We start from the raw sequence: 1,596 nt of genomic DNA, 5'->3' as shown, positions 1-1,596 counted from the left end.
CTGGCTCTGGCACAGTTTCCGTGAATCTGGCCCGGGCGCTGCCCGCTCGTAACGTAGTTGATCATGTGCTCGGTGTGCTGATCTTGGAGTGCTTGGGGTCCTGTTCCCGCATCTTGCGCGGTTACGGATAGATGATGTGCATGCTGCGGGCTCGGTGGTGCGGATCGAGGCGAGCACGCTCAGCGGGCGTGTGGCGTGTCCTGGCTGTGGAACGTTGTCTGATCGGGTGCACAGCCGTTACGAACGGCGGTTGTCCGATACCGCGATCTCGGGTCGGGAGGTGCTGATTCGGCTGCGGGTCCGTCGGTTGTTCTGCGATAACACCGGGTGTGCCAAGAAGACTTTCGCTGAAGCGGTGCCGGAGTTGGCGGTTCGGTATGGCCGACGCACCACAGCGCTGGAGCGGGTGTTGTGCGCGGTCGCGCTGGCGCTGGGTGGTCGCGCCGGGGCACGGTTGACCCAGCACCTGGCCGCCGCGGTCAGCCGGATGACGTTGTTGCGCATGGTTCGCGCCCTGCCCGACCCGGAACAAGCGACTCCTCGGGTGCTGGGCGTGGACGACTTCGCCCTGCGTCGTGGACACCATTACGGCACGATCCTGATCGACATCGAGTCCCGCCGCCCAGTCGACATGCTGACCGACCGCACCGCCGAGACACTGACCGCGTGGTTACAAGCCCATCCCGGCGTGGAGATCGTCTGCCGGGACCGCGCCGGCGCCTACGCCGAGGGTGCACGCGAAGGCGCACCGGACGCACTGCAGGTCGCCGATCGATGGCATGTGTGGAACAACCTTGCTGGTGCGGTGGAGCGCATGGTCGCCCGGAACCAGGAATGCCTGAGTGCAGCGGTGGACACGGGCGCCGATTCCGGCCCCGATGTCGATGTCGAGCACGTCCCGGCTCCGGTGACGGCTGTCCAGCCACAAGACAGGACGGATCGGATCGCGACTCGAACGCGGGAACGCTACAACGCAATCCATGCCTTGCTCGCCGAAGGCGTAGGCATCAGGGCAATCTGTGCTCAACTCGGGCTTGCGCGGGGAACCGTTCGCCGTTTCGCCCGCGCCGATGCGGTGGAGGAACTGTTGACCCGCAACGGCACCGGACGACGACCGAGTCTGTTGGAGGAGTTCAAGCCCTACCTGCACCAGCGCTTCAACGACGGGTGCACCAATGCCGCCGCCCTGTTCGCTGAGATCAAGGCACGCGGCTACCGCGGTGGACAGAAGATCGTGCGCGAGTACCTGCGTCCGTTCCGCGCGGCCAGCCGCATTCCCAAGCCGCCTCACAAGCCGCCCTCGGTTCGGCGGGTCGTGGGCTGGATCATGAGCGATCCGGACAACATGGAATCAAAGGACCAACGCCGGCTCGACGCCATTCTCGCCGCCAGCCCGCAACTTACCGCGCTGGCAGGTCATGTCCGGGCCTTCGCCACCATGATGTGCGGCCTCCGCGGCCACGAGCTGGAGGGATGGATGGCCGCCGTCGACGCCGACGATCAACCAGGCTTGCACTCCTTCGTTCTCGGACTCCGCCGCGACCAAGACGCCGTCACCGCCGGACTGACCCTGCCCTACAACAGCGGCCCGGTGGA

Annotated in this window: 1 protein-coding gene; it reads left to right on the top strand. The window is 66.2% G+C overall.

Annotated elements, in window-relative coordinates; translation table 11 throughout:
• Nucleotides 1-88: 88 nt before the first annotated feature.
• A partial coding sequence (locus ACWCO2_RS36740) for an ISL3 family transposase (protein WP_450132413.1) occupies nucleotides 89-1,596 on the top strand: 1,508 nt, incomplete at its 3' end.

The organism is Saccharopolyspora sp. NPDC002376 (assembly GCF_053593195.1).
This window is presented reverse-complemented; position numbering and strand designations above follow the sequence as displayed.